Below are 17,122 nucleotides of genomic sequence, written 5' to 3'. Positions count from 1 at the left end.
AACATCTGAACGCGAATCTACGAGATCCGTGTCAGGCAGAAAATCCAGCGCCCATGAAGCGTAGCGATCGGCAGAGTAACGCCGTGACGACCGTCGCATGGTCCTCGTCATCGCCGAGTTCGAACTGAACGGTCGCCTTCTCCCCATAGCTCGCGCCGACCTCGCACGAGATCTCGCGCGCATTGTCGATCATGCGGCGAACCTTGCGAATCCGGTGATATTGATTGCTGAAACTCTCCCTGGCTTGCCAGGGCGCAAGCTCCTGCTCCCAGCGTCCGACCGACGTATAGAGGCGGATCGGCCGCGTGATGGGACACACCGCCGCCAAAGCTCGCGACAAGCCTGGCCGGTCCCACCAGACCGAGGGACTGAAGCTGACATAGCCGCTGAACATGTCCGGATGCTGGGCCAGCAAATCAAGCACGAAATAACCGGCAAGCGAATGGCCGAGCAGAATGCGACTGTCCGGATCGCTGCCAAGCCATGATTGGATATAAGGCATCAATTGATTGCCAAGGAAGCGGATATAGGCCGCCTGCCCGCCACAGCCGTCCCCTGCCTTGTCGGGAAATACGCTTGTATCCGCGGGACCGCGTGTAAAGTCCAGGTGGCGGCGGTCGATGTTGTATCCGTTCGTATTGGGATAACCGATCCCGACCACGATCGCAGGAGCGATGCCGGTCGCCTTCGGGCGGCGAGAGACGCGGCGTACCGTCTCGGCAACGGTGATAAAATCCGAATTGGCGTCGAGAACATAGATGACCGGAAAACCCGAAGCTGGCGGCTCGGCCTCCGGTACATAGACGAAGATCTCGTAATCCAGACCCGTTTCCGACGAGCGCAGCGTAAACCGTCCGCAGCCCGGCATGACGAGCGGCTGCTGAGGCGACATGCCCGCAATGTCCTGCGGCATGTTGCTGCGCATTTGAGAGCTCGGTAGCGTCTTCCCCATGGCTTTGTCACGCATGCAGCGTCGCGCCTCCGTCTATATGTGTATCGGTCATCGTGATGTGCTCCGCCCGTCAGTCGGTCCAATAGGTCCCTGTAAGCGGTACGGCCATGAAGGCATTCAGCGTCCGCCGCGTCGCCTCGACGTCGAGATCCTCAAACAGCTTCGGCTGGGTCCATTTGGCGATGAGCTCCAGCGCCAGCACATCGAGAGGCGAGTTGAAGATTTGCTGCGACAGGCCGTGCACTGCTCCTGTCGCGACGGCAGGGATGGCGGCAAAGCCCGGGCGGGCGAGAAGCCGTGCCATTGCATCTCGCGTTTCTTCTGTGCTGTAATGTGGACCGATCAGAAGCCCACCACGCTTTTCCATATATTCACCGCCGCTGGCGATATAGATATCGGGCTTCGAGGCAAGCGCATATTCGAGGCTGATCTGCCCGAACGGCTTGCCGGCGAGGATATCGCCGATATTGCGCGCACCCACAAAGTCGATGAATTTGCCGACATTGCCGGTGCCCGGCGAATTGCAACACGCCTCTTGCGTCGAGGCATGCGTCTCCATGAAGACTAAGGGCCTCTCGGACGGATCCGCGTTGGCGACCCGCTCGGCAATCAGAGCCTTCTGCTGTTTGCGGAAGGCGATAACTCTGCCGGCCTCCGCCTCGTGGCCGACGGCCTTCCCCAAAACTTCGAGGCTTCGGTCTGAATTGGCGAAGGGATCGGCGACGAAATCGATGAAAATAACCGGAATTCCGACTTGGCGGAGCTGTTCAAGCTGCCACTCTGCGGGATGCGAATAGAGAGACAACACCACGAGATCGGGTTTTGCGGCGATGACCTGCTCAGCGACCATGTCCTGGGCGCTGCTCGTCGATTTCGGTAGAGTGTCGATTGCCGGAAACTTCTGCCGATAGGCGGCATAGAGCTCGCGACCAAAGCGGTCGATATCGTGCGGCCAGGCCGCGATGAGGCTGACCGGATCATCGGTGAGAAATGAAAGCGCCAGGATCGAACGGCCGTCATCCACGAGCACGCGGCTCGCCGGCTTTGCCAGCGTAACCGTCCTGCCCTTGAGATCATTGAGAATGATGTCGGCGCGCGCTAGCGCCGGTATCATCAAGGCGATCAGGAGCGCTGCGATCATGGCAATCGGCTTAAGTGCGACAGGACGCGTCGTCCGGCACATACCGCATTCGAGAGCATATTGCTGTGTCCCGGTGTCAGTCATGTATCTCATGTCCGATCCCTGCGTTGCGCACCCATCGTCACCACTTGTAGGACACGGTCGCCATGATTGTCCGGCCCGTTCCGAGGAAGCATTGGGTTTCCGATGCGCAGGCCGCGACATATTTCTTGTTGAACAGGTTTGTGGCGTTGACGGCCAAGTCGAGACCCTTGAGCTTGGGATTGCGGGCGCCGAAGTCGTAGTGGATAGCGGCATCGACGAGCGTATAGTCTGGCACCTTCATGGCCTTCGTGTTGGTGGCATCACCATAGGTCGAGCCCATGTAGCGGACGCCTGCTCCAAAACCGAGCCCCGCAAATTGCTCGGAGTCCAAAGTATAGTCGCCCCAGAGGCTTACCATGTGTCTGGGCGCCCCGACCGGTGTCTTCCCAACCGTGCTGGCCACCGTGCTCTCGGTCACTTCGACATCTGCAAAGGTATAGGCGGCGTTCATGCTGAAATTGTCGGTAATCGCGAATTTGGCGCCGAGCTCGACGCCCCGCGAACGAACCTCGCCGGCCTGCGTCTGGCAGGTGGATGAGCTGCAGCCGGTCACCGTCGTGTTCGTGCTTGTGTGCTCCGTGTCAGTCGTCAGGACATTCTGCTGCGTAAGATTGTAGAGAGCGACGGTGAAAAGCGCGTCGTAATTTGTCGGCTGATACTTCACGCCGACTTCATATTGCTGACCCGTCGTCGGCTTAAAGGTCTTGCCACCATAGCCAGTGCCCATGTTCGGATCGAAGGACGTGCTGTAACTTGCATAGGGCGCGACGCCATTGTCGAATTGGTAGAGAAGCCCTGCCTTCCAAGTGAAGGCGCTATCCTGCGTGCTGTAACTGGTGGACGAACCCGAAGAGAGGGTCGTCGTCGTGCTGTCGATCGATGACCAGTCGTGACGACCGGCGAGGACGAATGCCCAATTGTCCAGCTTCATCTGATCCTGAACATAAACACCCGTCTGATGGCGCACCTGGTTCTGACGCCCGGTCAAGGCCACATTCGTTGAGCTTTCGTAGGATGGGTGGAGATAGTGGAGATAGTTGATATAGCTGACCGAGCCGTTGCCATAGGTCGAGGTGGCATCGACCTGCTGGTAGTCCAGCCCCATCAGCAGCTTGTGTTCGAGCTGACCCGTGTTGAAATCGGCCTCGGCTTGATTGTCCACCTGAAGGGCATTGAACTGCTCGATGTAGTGTGTCGCTCGCCGGCCGAGGCATAGATAGGATACGCCACCGCAGCTTGAGGCGGAGGCCCATCCCGTCACGGAGTAGCCCTTGAAATCGGTACTGCTGTGCATGAACCGCAAATTCTGCCGCACCGTCCAGACGTCGTCCAAATGGTGTTCGAACTCATAGCCCGCCGTGGCTTGCTTGCGCGAGAAGGAATTGTAGTTCGGATTGCCGCTGAAAAAGCTGCTCGAAAACTGGCCATTCGGGTTTTTCTGCAGGGTCCCGACGGCAGGCAGCCAGTTGGAGATGGCGGCATTCGGGTCACGCGTATAGCTCGCGTTCACCGTCAATGTCGTATCGGCATCCGGTGACCAGGTCACGGAAGGGGCGATCGCCACGCGTTGGCTGTCGGAGTTGTCGACGCCGAGATCATAAAGACGACCGACGCCAGTCAGGCGATAGAGGAGCTGTCCTTCTTCATCGAGCGGGCCGGTGAAATCGAAACCGGTCTCGGCGCGCCCATTGTTGCCGAAGCGCGTGAACACCTCGTAGCTTGCTTCTGCCTCCGGCTTCTTACTGACAAGATTGACCAAGCCACCAGGATTGCCGGCGCCATAGAGAACAGAGGCCGGGCCGCGCGTGATTTCGATACGATCGATGAAAAATGGATCCACGGAGGGTATGTTGTAATTGATGCCGGTCGGCAGCTTCAATCCGTTCCAGTATTGGATGTAGTTGGCGTTCGCGCCGAAACCGCCGAAACCACGGATGTAGATGCTGTCAAAGCGCTCGCCCGGCCGCGAACCGGTGGTGATGCCGGGCTCGTAGCGTAGCGCAGAAGAAACGCTGGTGGAGCCCTGCTTCTTGATCTGATCGCTTGTCACGACCGATACCGACTGCGGTGTTTCCACAATGGGCGTATCGGTCTTGGTGCCGGCACGGGCGCGCTTGGCAACCGGCCCCTTGTCCTGCATGCCATTGGAGGTGATCGTGATTTTTTCCAGGGTTGTCGGGGTCTGATCGTCGGCCACCACGATCGCCGTCGTCGCAAGCAGGCTCGCCGTTCCCGCCAATATTCCTGCAAAGGCCTGTCTATAGAGCATTCGTCCCCCTTGATCGCACCGGGTGCTAAACTTTTGTGTCGGTGCCCGCCGTGATCGAGCGGCTCGTCGACTAAAATATGATGGAATTAGTCATGTTTTGGCGTTATACGCATTTGCGAGCGGAAGGCCATTGCGAACTTGTTTGAGAAAACGCCATTCTTGTTTGCGCAATTGCACCTCGTCGCTCAGCAACAGGCGATAGGAATAGCTACCGGATGAGCTCTCTGGTCAAAGCGCACGAATTCTTCGGTCAAATGCAAAGGGAAGATCGCACCTTCCGCCTGCTCAACTCCAATATCGGCGCGGACGACACGGTCCTGCGCGGCACGTTCAGCAAGACGACCGTGAGAAATGGTCTGACGGTCCATTATTCCGATGTGACCAACCTTTGCGATCTCCATACGGAAGCCGAATCCGCACCACACCTGGGCATCAAGCTGTTCTTCCAGGGGGGTGTGAGCGCCAGCATCGGTGATCAGGACATTCCGATGCCGCATCGGGCCGAAAATTCCGACCGCTGGATCCCGTCAGCCACACTGTTCCACCAGCAGGAACGGGAACTCTTCCGCCGCCGCGCGGCCGTTGGGGACCGCGTGCGTAAGCTGACGATCAAGATATTCCCGGAATGGCTGGAGTCGGGCGATGTCTTTGCGGATGCAAGCGCGCAGGGCCTGAAGCGCTTCACCGCGACACGGCTTGCGGCACGATCCTGGAGCCCGAGCGCGTCGCTGGTGGCATTGGCCACGCAGGCGATCAAGCCGTCTGGCTTCGAACCCTATCTGGCGCGCCTATACATGGAGAGCCGCACGCTTGGCATCGTCGCCGAAGCCTTTTCGCTGCTGGCGGGCACGCCCTCCACGCCCGCACGCAGGGCAAGATTGAGCGCCGCCGAGAATAAGCGCCTCCGCCGCGCCGAGGAATTGCTGAACAATAGCCGCGTTGCTCCATCCGTCGAGGAGCTGGCGACCGAAATCAGCGTCAGCGTCAATACGTTGCAGCGGCTATTTCATACGGCACACCGCACGACTGTCTTCCACTACATACGGAAGCTGAAACTCGAACAGGCAAGGACAGCGCTTGAGAATGAAGGGGTGACGATTGCCCAGGCCGCCTACCTCGCCGGCTACACCAGCCCGGCGAACTTCGCGACCGCCTTCAAACGGCAGCATGGGTTTTCGCCCAGGGATGCCCGATCACGTTAGAGTGACACAAGCCACGCACTCGGCCCGGCAGCCTCGACGACCGCAAAATTCGCTCCTATCGTGCGCGCCACAGTCCGCAGTTGGATAGAGGATCGGATATGGACGACAGAATTTTGGCAGTGCTCGATGAATATCACGAGCTCATCCGGGAAGAGCAGAGCAAGCCGCGCGACATGCCGCCGGGCGGCCGCGATGGCGGCCAGGATCGCCGGATGCGCGCAGTCGGGCCGGAAACCGGCCGTCTGCTCAACATCGTCGCCAAGAGCTTGAAGACGCCGAACATTCTCGAGCTCGGCACTTCCTTCGGCTATTCCGGCATCTGGCTGGCGGAAGCCGCCCGTGCGACCGGCGGCCGGCTGATCACGATGGAATTGCATGACTACAAGTCGGCCTATGCCCGCGACAAGGCGACGAAGGCCGGACTTGCCGACCATATCGACTTCAAGGTCGGTGACGCCGTGCAGATGATCTCCGAGCTGACGATCGGCGTGGATCTCGTGCTGGTCGATCTCTGGAAGGATCTCTACGTGCCCTGCCTGGAGGCTTTCTATCCCAAGCTCAATCCGGGCGCGATCATCATCGCCGACAATATGATACGCCCCGGAAACGAGGATGTGCAGGCCTATGGCCGAGCCGTCCGGGCCAAGGCCGGAATCACCAGCGTGCTGCTACCTGTCGGTATGGGGATCGAAGTTAGCCGTTTCGACCCGTGATCCTGGGTTTGACGGGCGGGTCGCGGACGCCCGCTTCCTCACTCCATCAGGCTTCGCCTGGTCAGCAATGAGGGCTCCTGCTGGCAAAGCAAACCTCACCCGCCGTCCGGCATCATTCCTTGCCGTCAAGCGTCAGCATGAGATTGGCAAGCAAGGCCGTCCTCGGCGCGACGCTGCTGACGAAGATGTACTCGTCGAACGTATGGGCACCGGCGCCGTCCGCGCCTAACCCGTCAAGCGTGGCGACGCCGAGGGCCGCGGTGAAATTGCCGTCCGAACCGCCGCCGGTGCTGACGCCTTCCAGCGTGATTCCGAGTTCGGCGGCAATCCCCGCTGTATGAGCGAAAAGCCGCTTGCCGCCTTCGGATTGCGGGAATGGCGGCCTGTTGAGACCGCCACTGATTTCGAGCGCGATATCCGGGTCGACCGGCTTCAGGGCCTCGATCCTGCCGAGGATTTCCGTAGCTGTCCCTTCGTCGGGCACACGCACGTCGACCTGCATCTGGCATTCTGCCGGCACGGTGTTGCGTCCGGTTCCGCCGTGAATGGTGCCGACGGTCACCGTCACGCCGCGTGCGGGGTCGTTAAGGGATTCGAGTTCGAGCACCAGCCGTGCGGCCGCGCGGACGGCGCTACGGCCATCCTGCGGACGGGTGCCGGCATGAGAGGCGCGGCCGCGAACGACGATGTCGTACATGGCCACACCCTTGCGCGCGACGACAATCTTGCCGCCATCACGGGCAGGCTCGACCACCAGAGCATAGCCGGCATTGCGACTATAGGCCTCGATCAACGCGCGAGAACTAAGGCTGCCCATCTCCTCATCCGGCATGAACAGCAGATCGACGGGAAGCTTCGGGCCGGGGCCATGGCGGACCGCAATCTTCATTGCCTCCAGCGCCATCAGGGCACCGGACTTCATATCGTAGATGCCCGGTCCATAGAGACGATCGTCCTCCTGTCGCCAGGGCAGCTGGTTCTTGATCGTGCCGGCTGCATGAACCGTATCCAGATGAGCAAGGATGAGCACGCTCTTCTGGTTGCTGCCAGCGGGACGAGGCGAACGCACCGCCAGAATGTCGCCGAAGCCCATCGTTCCAGGCGTCCGCTCGGTCACGAGGCCGGCTTGCTTGGCTATCGCCTCGACGCGATCGGCCAGCCGGTTCACGGCATCAGCGTCCGGCGTATGGGTTTCGATCTCCACCCAGCGCCGCAATTCCGAAAGCAGTGCGGCCTGGTCGATATCATCGGGGGAAATAGCAAGGGTCATGAAAGCCATCCGAACAAAGGGGCAAAGGCGGGAGGATATGGTGTCCGGCGGATCAGAATCGCCGGACACGTCTAACCTATTGATACAGAAAGGCAGGCCCCAGTCACCGGCCAAATCCACAATCTGCCCGGTCTAGTGCTGCCAACTCATGTCCATGACGAACATGGCTTCGTTGGGGCTCGGCTGCCACTTGAGCTTCTTGCTGGCGCCATAGACGGCATCGCCCTGGTAGAGCCCGATGCCCGGCACATCCTGCTTCAGGATTTCATAGGCCTTCCGATAGTCCTCCAGCCGCTTGTCGTTGTCGAGCGTCGACCTGGCATCGTCGACGAGACCGTCGAACTGCGGGTTGCTGTATTTCGCCCAACTGCTGCCGGTGCGAAACAGCGGAAAGATGATGCCGTCGGCATCCTGGCAGGCGCAGGACCAACGACCGAAAGCCATGCTGCCGGCGTCCCTGGCATCGCCCTGACGACGTTTCAGGAAGGTCGCCTGATCGAGCGAGGTGATCGTCGTATCGAGACCCACATCATTCAGCATCTGCTGGATGGCTTCCACCATCGAACGATCATAGGAGGGCGAGGTCAGAAACTCGATTTTCGCCCCTTCCGCGCCCGCGTCCTTTATCAAGGCGCGCGCTTTGTCCGGATCGAAGGGGTAGCCTTCGACCCTCTCGGTGTAACCAAAGATCGGTTTGGCGCCGACGACGTTGACCGGGGAGCCGAAGCCCTGCAATAGCGCATCGACCAAGGTCTGCCTATCGATGGCGTAGGCGATCGCCTGGCGCACGCGGACATCCTGCGTCGCGCCAGCCTGGGCGTTGATATAGATATAGCCGACGCGCTCGGTCGGAACCGAGAGCACCTGCACCTCCTCGCCGCTCTTCAGCGCAATCGCCTGATCGGACGGAAGATCGCGAACGAGATCGGCCTTGCCGGTCTTCAGGTCGGCGATGCGAGTGGAGACGTCGGGCACGGCGCGGAAGACGACATGTTCGAAGGGCGGCTTTGCGCGCCAGTAATGGTCGTTCGCTTGAAGCTCGGTCTGTACGCCCTTCTGCCACTGCACCAGCCTGTAAGGACCGCTGCCCATCGGCTTCAGATTGAACTCCTGGGCGCCCACCTTCTCGACATAGGCCTTCGGCACGATCGACAGTTTGACGAGTTGGGCAATCAGCGCAGGATAGGGCGACTTCGTCATCATCTTCACCACGGTCGGACTGGTGGCCTCGGCCTTGATGATCTGGTTGAACTGCGACAATTGCGGGCTCTTCAGAGCCGGATCGATGATACGGTTGACGCTATAGGCAACATCGTCGGCAGTCAGCTTGCTGCCATCCTGGAAGGTCACATCATCGCGGATCTGGAATTCGAGGGTCTTGTCGTCGAGATATTTCCAGGACGTCGCGATCTGCGGCACGATCGCGCCGGCTGTATCGCGGGTGGTGAGATTGTCGAAGATATTGCGATAGACGCTATAGCTGTCCGTGTCCCATTGAAGATGCGGATCGAGCGTGGCCGCATCATTCGGCAGGTCGATCGTCAGCGTATCCTTGGCCGATTGCGCATAGGCTGCCGACGCCAGAAGGCTCACGGCAAGGGCCGCTGCGGATAAGAACTTGAAATGCATAGTCTACTACCCCCTTTGAAATTCAAAAACGCCGTTGCGCCCCGCCGGACGCTCATTATTTATTGGTGCAATGTCTTCAGGCCGGCTTCCGAAGCGCAATAGGCAGCAAGCTCCGCATGGGTGGCAAACCATACGTCCCTCTTGGCCTGCGCCTGGCGAATGATCTCTTCCAGAATGAAGATACGCGAGCGATGGCCGATGTGATGAGGATGAAGCGTAAGCTGGAAAAGCCCACCCTCCTCATAGGCCACCTCCAGCTCGCGCTGGAAAATATCGAGAACCATTGACGGGCCGCCATAGGGCCGCGCTCCGGTCATGCGGTCCATCGCTACATAGGGAGCGTCGTCGCGGATCCACTCCACGGGGATTTCGACGATGCCCGTCGGCTCTCCGTCTTCGAGTAGCTCATAGGGCTCGTCGTCCGCCATCAGCGATGAATCGTAAAGTAGCTTCATCTCGCGGGCGATCTTCAGCGTGTGCGGACTGAAATCCCAGGAAGCAGTTCGCATGCCGACCGGTCGAACACCGGAAATGTGCTCCAGCACATCGGCGGCGCGCAGGGCAAGGTCGCGCTCGCTCGCCTCGTCCAGGCGCGAGTTGAATTCGTGTATCCAACTATGCATGCCAAGTTCATGGCCCGAGGCTGCGACGGCGCGCGCTTCATCAGCATTGATCATCGCCGACACCGCCGGCATGAAGACCGAGGCCGGAACGGCGTATTTCTCCAGCAGCTTGAGAATGCGCGGCATGCCCGAACGAGGCCCATACTGCCCCTGGCTCATCCGGCCGATCGAAACACCGCCATTGCGCAATTCAAACGTCTCATGGTCGGCGTCGAAGGACAAGGCGACCGCCATGCGGGCGCCATTCTTCCACTTGGCGGGCCGCAACGACCGCCCGGCGCGCACCTTGTCGACGCGGCTCCGCCAGGTTTCGTCCGGCCAGAGCCAGGGTTCGGCAATCTCCGCCTGCTTTTGCGTCCCGCTCATCGTCACACCCGCCTTGCCGGTTGTCGCTTTTCTCGGCACAACTGTTACAGGCCGATCGCCAGGTCAACAACGGGAAGGTCGTTCACATATATGAACTCGGAAGTGAAGAGCGCCGGACGTGTCCTCGATATTCTTGAATATATGGCGGGGCGACGGGAAGCCGTTGCCTTGTCGCAGATTGTCCGGGATCTGACCTTGCCGAAAAGCAGCGCGCATGGGTTGCTCCAAACTCTCGCCGCGCGCGGTCATCTCGTACAGGATTCCGCCGGGCGCTACATGCTGATCGAGGCAGGCCGGCATGGTTTCCCCTTCCGTCGCCACGAAGAGCCGCTGGTGGTCAAGGCCATGCCGTTCATGGAGCGCCTGCGGGACGAATCTGGCGAGACCGTGCTGCTCAGCGCCATGAACGCCCATTGCGATATCCGCCGGCTGGCAAAAAGCGTAAGCCGCCAGCCCATACGCTATGACGTCAACCTGGACGCGGCCATCGTCGCCTATTGCACGGCCATGGGCCGCGTCCTTCTCGCCCACGCGCCGCAGCAGGCGTTGGAAGATTATCTCTCCCGCGTTCAGTTCCTGTCCTATACGCCTTATACGATCACCAATGTGGAGGAGATCCGGTATATCCTCGTCAAAGTGCGGCGGGACGGATACGCGGTCAACGACCAGGAATTCGTCACCGGCTCGACCGGCGTCGCCACGCCCGTTTTCGACGCCACCGGCAATGTCGCCGCCGCGCTCAATCTGGGGACGCTGACCAGCCGTTACATCGAGCGGCACGAGGCGCTTCTATCGATGCTGCGCAAGGCATCCGCCGATATTAGCCGCAGCCTTGGATACAGGATGAAACCTTAAGCGCCGTCGCGTTAGGCCGGATGTGTGGAATAGGCACATTTCTCACGCCACGCGACGGGCGTCATGTCGGCGACCCGGCGGAACTCGCGATTGAAATTCGATTTGGTCTGGAAACCGGCTTCAAGCATGATTTCGGTCACTGATTGATCCGTCTCGGCCAGTAGCCGGCAGGCTTCGGCAATCCGGTAGTCGTTGACATATTGCGAGACATTCTTTGCCGTGGTCCGGTTGATGGCCCCCGAGATGCGGCGCGACGGTATCCCGGCCTTGCGGGCCAACCGTTCGAGATTGAGATTGGCGTCGCGGTAAAGCTTCTTCTCCTGCATCAACGCATGAATCCGGTCGACAGTGTCTTTGTCTTCGGCGGCATCCGATATTGGCAGGATTTCCACCATCTCGGCGTCCGTGGAATTCCGGCTGGCGGCGGCTGCCGCGGCGCCGAGAACAAGCAGGCCGACAAGATTGGCGATGCTGACGATCAGACCGACATGCGCGCCATGGGTCCACCCGAAATCAAACAGTACCAGCGCGTCGATCAGGGCCGAGAAACACAAAGCAGTGGCGGCAAAGACAAGTGCGCGATGGGCCGGCCGTGCCGCCTCGAATGACGCCAGACGCAGCGCGTCGGGACCCGGCCGGACAAGCCAGAGCAAGGCCAAGGCATAGGCGATTTGAATGAGGATCATCGCGATATCGATGGCCTCAGGCCGGAGAATGGCCAGCACGGCGATAATGACAGCGGGAAAACTGTAGAATCCCAGGAGGACAGGTCCGCTTCTGGGACTATCCACACCCAGCCTGCGCACGCCGGCATAAACCAGCGGCGGCATAACCGTTGGGAGCACCATCGCCAGATAGCCGACCCACTGCAGGCCGTAGCCCAAGCGTAGTCCGACCAGAACCGATTGCACGGCACAGAGCAATAGCAGGAGGAGAAAGGGCCGGTTCGCAGCAAGCTCGTCGTCCCGCCGCACCACCGCCAGAAACAGCAGAAGCAGCAGGAGAGCAACGACGAACGGTAGCGGCACGAACAGCATAAGACCCTTCCCCGGGGTAAGAATATTTGTCGCCACTATGGCCTGACTCGCAGCTTCCGGCGATCTAGATCGCGTTCTGCAACGTCCTAAATCGCGATCGAGGTCGCACTAGATGTGCCGGCAGCGGAAAATCATGCCGTCAACGTCTGGAGACCCCTAATGAATGCAGAAGCGAATATCGCGAACCGACTTCGATCGCTGTCGATCGAACGCGAAGGAACACCGCCCGCTGATGCAGCCGCGAGCCGTCGATTCCCAATGCGTGGCGTGGCTCTAACCGGCTTGGCCACTGCGCTCGCGGCAGCGGCTTACATATCGCTTCCGCTTGCAGAGAGTTTGTGGAGACATCCGGTAGCGGAAGCCATCTCCCAGCCGACAAACGAAACTGACGCGATAGTGCAAGACAAGCTGCCCGCTCGATTGCCGCAAACGCCGCCACCTCAATCCGTGATCGGCTCCGGCTATGTCGTCGCCGAAAAGATGATTACCTTGCGGCCAGAAATCGGCGGCAAGGTCGCCGAACTGCCACTGGACGTCGGCGACCACTTTACCGCCGGACAAGTTATCGCGCAGCTGGATACGACAACGGACGAGATCGAGCTCAGGATCGCCAGATCGGAAGCCGCAAGTGCGGATGCGGCGGTGCACCGTGTCGAGGTCTCGCTGGCACAGGCGCGCAGGACCCTGGAGCGCACCAAATTGCTTGTCGAGCGCGGTGTCAAGGCGCTGAGCAGCCTTGATGAAGACAGCCTCTCCGTCGTGCAATTGACCAGCGACCTCGATGTTGCGCGGCAGGCAGCGGAAACCGCTCGACTACAGGTAGAGAAACAGGAAAGAAACCTGGTGCTCCACCGGATTGTCGCTCCATTCGATGGCGTGATCGTCACCCGGCTGGTCGGCCTTGGCGATATTGTCGCCTCCGGCACGGATGGCGGTGGGCCGCGAGACGGGATCGCAATCCTTCTCGACCCAAACTCGCTCACCATCGACGTCGATATCGCCCAGTCCAATGCCGCACGCATAGAGCCCGGCCAGACGGCGGTCGCGGTTCTCGACGCTTTTCCCGACCGAACGTTCAAAATGCGGGTGCGGACAATCGTGCCGGCAGCTTCGTTGCAGAAGGGCACGATGACCGCCCGGCTTGAATTCCTGACGCCGCCCGCGCGCGTACTGCCGAACATGGCGGCGAAGGTCACCCTGGATGCTCCGGAACTTCAAGCAAACGCAAATGAAAGAGGACTTTGAGATGGACAACAGCACATCTGCGCCAGACGACGGGATTGTGATCAATAATGTGCGCAAGGATTACCGGATCGGCAAGAACGCCGTGACGATCTTTTCGGATCTGACAATGAGCATCGGCTCCGGTGATTTCGTCGCGATCGTCGGCCCGTCCGGCTCCGGCAAATCAACGCTTCTGAACCTCATCGGCGGCATCGACCGCCCCGATGGCGGCGACATCAATTTCGGGCATGCGCGCATCAGCCGGATGAGCGAAAGCGCGCTCACCAAATGGCGCGGCGCCAATGTCGGCTTCGTGTTCCAGTTCTACAATCTGATGCCGATGCTGACGGCGGAGCAGAATATCGAGCTTCCTCTGCTGCTGACCAGCCTGACCGCACACCAGCGTCGGGAGCGTGTCGAGACGATCCTGTCGCTTGTCGATCTCACCGATCGGCGCAAGCATCTGCCGTCGGAGCTTTCCGGCGGACAGCAGCAGCGCGTGGGGATCGCAAGGGCGCTGGCGAGCGATCCAAAGCTGTTGCTCTGCGACGAGCCGACAGGCGATCTCGATCGTTCTTCCGCCGCAGAGGTGCTTGCCATGCTGCGCATCCTCAACGCCGAGCTCGGCAAGACCATCGTCATGGTTACGCACGACGATATGGCGGCACGCTCCGCCAAGCGCGTGCTGCGCCTGGACAAGGGCCAGTTCGTCGAACGAGAGGTCGCGTGAGCACCATGAACCGCTTCACTCTCCTTCGCCGCACCATCGCACGCAAACCCACGCGCAGCCTGCTGCTGATCACAAGTATCGCCATCGCCTTCTTCATCTATCTCGTCCTGACAAGCTTCGAACATGGCTTTCTCGGCGGAGCGGTGGAATCGGAGCGGCTGATTGTGACCAACAAGGTCGGCGATACCCTGCCCTTGCCGATCAGCTATTACGACAAGATCCATGCGCTGCCCGATATTGCCGGAGCGACCTACATGGCGCGCAGTCGCGCGACCTACCGGACGCCGACGAATTTCCTGGGCCTGACGGCGGTGGAGCCGTTAAGCTTCGCCACCTTCATCGGTGATCAATACGATATTCCCACGGACGCCCTTGCCCGTTTCGGAGAGGTTCGCAACGGTGCCATTGTCGGCCGCAGCATTGCTTCCCAGGAGGGCTGGACGTTCGGGCAGACGATCACGCTGAACACGTCGAGTTTCGTCAAGACCGATGGCAACTCGGACTTCCAATTCGAGATCGTCGGCATATTGGACGGCAAGAAATCCGCCGACACGCATTTCGTGATGGCGCGATACGACTACATCAATGCGGAGCGCGGCATGGACCGCGACACCGTGACCGGCTTTGGCATCGTGCCGAAGAAGGATGTTCGCACCGACGATATCATCAAGTCCGTCGACACCCTCTTTGCCAATTCCGCCTACGAAACCCGGACACGCACGGAGGCCGAGTTCATGAAGGCCTTCATCGCGCAATTCGCCGATGTCGCAACCATCGTCCGTCTGGTGGTTGGCGTCGCCTTCATCACCATCCTGATGATCGTCGCCAATACCATGTTCTTCGCCATCCGCGAGCGGACGAAGGAAATCGGCGTACTGAAGGTCCTCGGCTTCTCCCGGCTCTTCGTTCTCGGCAATGTTCTGGCGGAGACATCCGCCCTGTTTGCCGCGGGACTCGGCCTTGCTCTCGGCCTTGCCTTTACCGTCATCCTGCTGCTGCGAGAACCGCTGCGCACCATCGTGCCGGACCTGACGCTCACACCCTCGATCATTGCCGAGGCGATCGTCCTCGCCGCCTTGCTGGCGCTGGCAACCGGCGTCGCGCCAGCCTTCAACGCCATGCGCGTGCCGCCCAGTGCCGCTTTGAGAGAAAGATGAGACCATGAGCACGATTGTCCGCCAATCCCTGGCCCTCACCCTATCCAATCTGAAGTCGCTCCGCCGCCGGATATGGATTTCCCTGTCGCTGATATTTTCCGTGGCGATGGTCGTCACGGTTTTACTCGGCTTTCTGGCGATGTCGAACGGCTTCCAGACATCGCTGCTACAAGCTGGTTCCAAGGACATCGCCATTGCCCTTGGCAAGGGAGCCGGGACGGAACTCGGCAGCCGGATCGAACCCTCCCAGCTTCATTATCTCGATGGTATCACCGGCATCGCTGTCGACGCGGCCGGCGCTTCCGTCTTGTCGCCCGAAATGGTCGTGCCGGTAGAAGTTCCGGAAAAGACCGGCGAACTGCTTTCGACGCTGTCGCTACGCGGCATTGGTCCCTTCGGCCTCAGCGTGCGTCCGAATGTCAGGATCACTCGCGGCCGGATGTTCAATCCCGGCGCCAGCGAAATCGTCGTCGGTCGCCGGCTGAGCCTTGATTACAAGGGGCTGGAGATCGGCGAACAGCTGACGTTCGGCACATCGAAATGGACCATCGTCGGTATCTTCGATGCTGACGGCTCCGTCTTCGAATCCGAGATGCTGGCGGATATCGGCGTGGTGCGGACGCTGTTTAACCGGCCCAACCTGATCCAGAGCGTCAGAATCAAACTGACCACACCGGAGGCGCTGCCGGCCCTGCAATCCATGGCTGCCGCTACGCCGCAGATCGGGCTGACGCTGCGATCGGAACAGGATTATTTCGCGGGACTTGCCGAACGGACGTCGAAGCTGATCCTTCTCCTCGGCTGGCCGCTGGCGATCACCATGGCTGCCGGCGCCGTGGTTGGCGCCATGACGACCATGTTCAGTTCCGTGTCGGATCGCAGCACCGAGATCGCCACGGTCCGAGCCATCGGCTTCAGCCGGCGGGCGGCCTTTGCCGGTACATGGATCGAGGCGATGGCTCTGACCTGCCTCGGCTGCCTGGCCGGCGTCGGCTTTTCCTATCTCGTCCTCAACGGCTGGACGGCGTCGACCGTGAGCCCCGACCGCACGCAGATCGGATTTCAGCTGGTGCTGTCTCTTCCGCTGGTGATTAAGGCGGTCTGGCTGTCCTTGATTATCGGTGCCATCGGCGGCGCATTGCCGGCACTGGCCGCAACGCGCATTCCGCTCAGACTGGCAATGAGCGGGCGGCCACAGGCTGGCTAACGAGCAAGCAGATTCATGCGCGCGTGCAAATTGGAAGAGTACGAGTTCGGAACAGGCTCATGATGATCTTATCGCCGGGCCGCATAAGCCGCGCCCGGCGATATGCCTATTCATCGGACAATGACGTCTGCACATGAGCGGCTGTCGAACAACCGGAAACATGCGCCTCGTTCACGCCGTCTGACTATGTTCCCCGCCACGGCGCGAAATGCCGCTTAGGGCCTCGGCGGCGAAACCGTTCTTGTGGGCCACGGCTATATCGCCAAGCGAAAGAATACCGACCAGCCGTTTGTCGTGATCCAGCACCGGCAGGCGGCGCACCTGAATATCGCCCATGTTGCGGCAGACGTCGTCAATCTCCTGATCGTCGAAGCAATATTTGACGTCTGACGTCATCACATCGCGGACCTTCGCATCCGGACCCATGCCCATGGCAATGCCACGGATGGCGATGTCGCGATCGGTGATCATGCCGACCAAACGGTCATGATCGGCAACCGGCAGAACGCCGGCATCGAGATCCGCCATCGTCTGCGCTGCGCTCAGAATCGTCTCATCAAGGTTGGTGATGCGTACATCGCGCGTCATTGCGTCACGGACTTTCATCGGTTCCTCCATCATCGGACGCCGTATTCTGGTCGTTGACGGGATCAGCATCGGGCG

The 17,122-nt window shown here is 60.3% G+C and carries 15 protein-coding genes; 7 read left to right on the top strand and 8 right to left on the bottom strand.

Features of this window, described 5'->3' with window-relative positions; translation table 11 throughout:
- Positions 1 to 31 precede the first annotated feature (31 nt).
- The 3 genes from PMI03_RS21390 to PMI03_RS21380 are packed head-to-tail and all read right to left on the bottom strand — an operon-like array spanning position 32 to position 4,446.
- Positions 32 to 967 (bottom strand): alpha/beta hydrolase, encoded by a 936-nt coding sequence (locus PMI03_RS21390; RefSeq protein ID WP_007697816.1) that lies wholly within the window; start codon positions 965 to 967, stop codon positions 32 to 34.
- 55 nt (positions 968 to 1,022) lie between these two features.
- Positions 1,023 to 2,186, bottom strand: coding sequence for an ABC transporter substrate-binding protein (locus PMI03_RS21385; RefSeq protein WP_007697814.1), 1,164 nt, complete (start codon positions 2,184 to 2,186; stop codon positions 1,023 to 1,025).
- Between the two features lie 28 nt (positions 2,187 to 2,214).
- A complete protein-coding gene (locus PMI03_RS21380; RefSeq protein WP_007697812.1) occupies positions 2,215 to 4,446 on the bottom strand; it encodes a TonB-dependent siderophore receptor in 2,232 nt (743 codons plus the stop codon).
- A gap of 215 nt (positions 4,447 to 4,661) precedes the next feature.
- On the opposite strand from PMI03_RS21380, the gene PMI03_RS21375 reads away from it, so the two are divergent.
- Together PMI03_RS21375 and PMI03_RS21370 are read left to right on the top strand one after the other, a co-directional pair.
- Complete coding sequence (locus PMI03_RS21375) at positions 4,662 to 5,648, top strand: AraC family transcriptional regulator (protein WP_007697809.1); 987 nt, start codon at positions 4,662 to 4,664, stop codon at positions 5,646 to 5,648.
- Between the two features lie 98 nt (positions 5,649 to 5,746).
- Entirely contained in the window at positions 5,747 to 6,361 is a 615-nt protein-coding gene (locus PMI03_RS21370; protein WP_007697806.1) for an O-methyltransferase, read from the top strand.
- 112 nt (positions 6,362 to 6,473) lie between these two features.
- Here PMI03_RS21370 and PMI03_RS21365 read toward each other — a convergent pair whose 3' ends face one another.
- The 3 genes from PMI03_RS21365 to PMI03_RS21355 form a co-directional block, all read right to left on the bottom strand.
- Positions 6,474 to 7,631 carry a M20 family metallopeptidase gene (locus PMI03_RS21365; RefSeq protein ID WP_007697805.1) on the bottom strand — a complete coding sequence of 386 codons (1,158 nt, stop codon included), beginning with the start codon at positions 7,629 to 7,631 and terminating at the stop codon, positions 6,474 to 6,476.
- 132 nt (positions 7,632 to 7,763) lie between these two features.
- On the bottom strand, positions 7,764 to 9,260 hold the full coding sequence (locus PMI03_RS21360; RefSeq protein WP_007697804.1) for an ABC transporter substrate-binding protein: 1,497 nt from the start codon (positions 9,258 to 9,260) through the stop codon (positions 7,764 to 7,766).
- Positions 9,261 to 9,319: 59 nt separating this feature from the next.
- Complete coding sequence (locus PMI03_RS21355; RefSeq protein ID WP_007697801.1) at positions 9,320 to 10,249, bottom strand: polysaccharide deacetylase; 930 nt, start codon at positions 10,247 to 10,249, stop codon at positions 9,320 to 9,322.
- A gap of 90 nt (positions 10,250 to 10,339) precedes the next feature.
- On the opposite strand from PMI03_RS21355, the gene PMI03_RS21350 reads away from it, so the two are divergent.
- On the top strand, positions 10,340 to 11,104 hold the full coding sequence (locus PMI03_RS21350; RefSeq protein WP_007697799.1) for an IclR family transcriptional regulator: 765 nt from the start codon (positions 10,340 to 10,342) through the stop codon (positions 11,102 to 11,104).
- An 11-nt stretch (positions 11,105 to 11,115) separates the two neighbouring features.
- Here the strand turns inward: PMI03_RS21350 and PMI03_RS21345 are convergent, their stop codons facing one another.
- Entirely contained in the window at positions 11,116 to 12,141 is a 1,026-nt protein-coding gene (locus PMI03_RS21345) for an AraC family transcriptional regulator (protein WP_007697797.1), read from the bottom strand.
- Between the two features lie 396 nt (positions 12,142 to 12,537).
- Between PMI03_RS21345 and PMI03_RS21340 the strand changes: the two genes are divergently transcribed.
- From PMI03_RS21340 to PMI03_RS21325, 4 genes are read left to right on the top strand one after another with little or no spacing between them, the layout of a single operon-like run.
- Complete coding sequence (locus tag PMI03_RS21340) at positions 12,538 to 13,386, top strand: efflux RND transporter periplasmic adaptor subunit (RefSeq protein ID WP_309574450.1); 849 nt, start codon at positions 12,538 to 12,540, stop codon at positions 13,384 to 13,386.
- A 1-nt stretch (position 13,387) separates the two neighbouring features.
- The gene (locus tag PMI03_RS21335; protein ID WP_007697787.1) at positions 13,388 to 14,095 is read left to right on the top strand and encodes an ABC transporter ATP-binding protein; all 708 of its coding nucleotides are present in this window, start codon (positions 13,388 to 13,390) and stop codon (positions 14,093 to 14,095) included.
- 5 nt (positions 14,096 to 14,100) lie between these two features.
- Positions 14,101 to 15,252: an ABC transporter permease gene (locus PMI03_RS21330; protein WP_007697785.1), complete on the top strand. Its 1,152-nt coding sequence runs from the start codon at positions 14,101 to 14,103 to the stop codon at positions 15,250 to 15,252.
- A gap of 4 nt (positions 15,253 to 15,256) precedes the next feature.
- Positions 15,257 to 16,459 (top strand): ABC transporter permease, encoded by a 1,203-nt coding sequence (locus PMI03_RS21325; protein WP_007697783.1) that lies wholly within the window; start codon positions 15,257 to 15,259, stop codon positions 16,457 to 16,459.
- Positions 16,460 to 16,630: 171 nt separating this feature from the next.
- On the opposite strand, the gene PMI03_RS21320 is transcribed toward PMI03_RS21325, so the two are convergent.
- Positions 16,631 to 17,065: a CBS domain-containing protein gene (locus PMI03_RS21320; protein ID WP_007697780.1), complete on the bottom strand. Its 435-nt coding sequence runs from the start codon at positions 17,063 to 17,065 to the stop codon at positions 16,631 to 16,633.
- Positions 17,066 to 17,122 lie beyond the last annotated feature (57 nt).

The sequence above is a fragment of the Rhizobium sp. AP16 genome, from assembly GCF_000281735.1.
GTDB lineage: Bacteria > Pseudomonadota > Alphaproteobacteria > Rhizobiales > Rhizobiaceae > Rhizobium > Rhizobium rhizogenes.
Note: the sequence above shows the minus strand (reverse complement) of the source record. Positions and strands in the feature narration are given on the sequence as shown.

Excerpts from the sequence above, each read along its gene's own strand:
- PMI03_RS21385 (WP_007697814.1), bottom strand. The coding sequence starts at position 2,186 with ATGAGATACATGACTGACACCGGGACACAGCAATATGCTCTCGAATGC.
- PMI03_RS21330 (WP_007697785.1), top strand. The coding sequence starts at position 14,101 with ATGAACCGCTTCACTCTCCTTCGCCGCACCATCGCACGCAAACCCACG.
- PMI03_RS21355 (WP_007697801.1), bottom strand. The coding sequence starts at position 10,249 with ATGAGCGGGACGCAAAAGCAGGCGGAGATTGCCGAACCCTGGCTCTGG.
- PMI03_RS21320 (WP_007697780.1), bottom strand. The coding sequence starts at position 17,065 with ATGAAAGTCCGTGACGCAATGACGCGCGATGTACGCATCACCAACCTT.
- PMI03_RS21390 (WP_007697816.1), bottom strand. The coding sequence starts at position 967 with ATGCGTGACAAAGCCATGGGGAAGACGCTACCGAGCTCTCAAATGCGC.
- PMI03_RS21370 (WP_007697806.1), top strand. The coding sequence starts at position 5,747 with ATGGACGACAGAATTTTGGCAGTGCTCGATGAATATCACGAGCTCATC.
- PMI03_RS21375 (WP_007697809.1), top strand. The coding sequence starts at position 4,662 with ATGAGCTCTCTGGTCAAAGCGCACGAATTCTTCGGTCAAATGCAAAGG.
- PMI03_RS21360 (WP_007697804.1), bottom strand. The coding sequence starts at position 9,260 with ATGCATTTCAAGTTCTTATCCGCAGCGGCCCTTGCCGTGAGCCTTCTG.
- PMI03_RS21325 (WP_007697783.1), top strand. The coding sequence starts at position 15,257 with ATGAGCACGATTGTCCGCCAATCCCTGGCCCTCACCCTATCCAATCTG.
- PMI03_RS21380 (WP_007697812.1), bottom strand. The coding sequence starts at position 4,446 with ATGCTCTATAGACAGGCCTTTGCAGGAATATTGGCGGGAACGGCGAGC.
- PMI03_RS21335 (WP_007697787.1), top strand. The coding sequence starts at position 13,388 with ATGGACAACAGCACATCTGCGCCAGACGACGGGATTGTGATCAATAAT.
- PMI03_RS21365 (WP_007697805.1), bottom strand. The coding sequence starts at position 7,631 with ATGACCCTTGCTATTTCCCCCGATGATATCGACCAGGCCGCACTGCTT.
- PMI03_RS21350 (WP_007697799.1), top strand. The coding sequence starts at position 10,340 with ATGAACTCGGAAGTGAAGAGCGCCGGACGTGTCCTCGATATTCTTGAA.
- PMI03_RS21345 (WP_007697797.1), bottom strand. The coding sequence starts at position 12,141 with ATGCTGTTCGTGCCGCTACCGTTCGTCGTTGCTCTCCTGCTGCTTCTG.